Origin of the sequence: Craurococcus roseus (assembly GCF_039523795.1) — a bacterium.
Taxonomy (GTDB): domain Bacteria; phylum Pseudomonadota; class Alphaproteobacteria; order Acetobacterales; family Acetobacteraceae; genus Craurococcus; species Craurococcus roseus.
This window is the reverse complement of the sequence record NZ_BAAAFZ010000003.1, coordinates 17,172-17,817: the sequence shown is the minus strand read 5'-3', so window position 1 is coordinate 17,817 and position 646 is coordinate 17,172. Positions and strand designations below refer to the sequence as shown.

The following is a 646-nucleotide window of genomic DNA, read 5'->3' as shown; positions in this document are numbered from 1 at the left end:
GCCCGCGGCCCGCCGCGCCCGGCGGCGAAGGCCCCCAGCCGGGGGCGCCCCATCCGCCCGGCCCGGACCAGCACCATGCCACGACGCCCGAGCAGCGCGCCGAACGGGAACTCCTGCAAGCCTTGCGGGCGCGCCGGGCCGAGCTCGACGCCAGGGAACAAGCGCTGCTCACCCGCGAGGTGGCGGCGGAAGCGGCGGAGCGGCGAGCGGCGCGGCGCCTGGAAGAACTGTCGGCCTTGCAGCGCCAAGCCGCCGCGGCCGGCGCGGCCGAACGCGAGCGGTCCGAGCGCGAACGGTCCGATCGCGAGCGCGAGAGGGCGGAGCGCGAGGAGGCGGGCTGGCGGCAGATGGTGAAGCTGTACGAGGGTATGCGGCCGCGGGAGGCGGCGGCGATATTCGACGACCTGGAACTCCCGGTGCTGGTGCCGCTGGTGGACCGCCTGCGAGAAGCGAAGGCCGCGCCGATCCTGGGCGCCATGCGCCCGGACCGGGCGCGCGCCCTCACGTCGGAACTCGCCCGCCACCGCGCGGCCCTCGGCGCGCGCGGCTGATGGCGGCGCGCGGGACCACGCCGACGCCGCCGAGCCCCTGCGGCCCGGTGCTGCGCCCGGCGCGCCCGCATCGGCGGCTGGCGCTGGCGGCGGGG

The 646-nt window shown here is 79.1% G+C and carries 1 protein-coding gene; it reads left to right on the top strand.

Annotated features, from left to right (window positions below):
* A partial coding sequence (locus ABD067_RS00865) for a MotE family protein (protein WP_408871486.1) occupies nt 1-551 on the top strand: 551 nt, incomplete at its 5' end.
* Between the last annotated feature and the right edge of the window lie 95 nt (nt 552-646).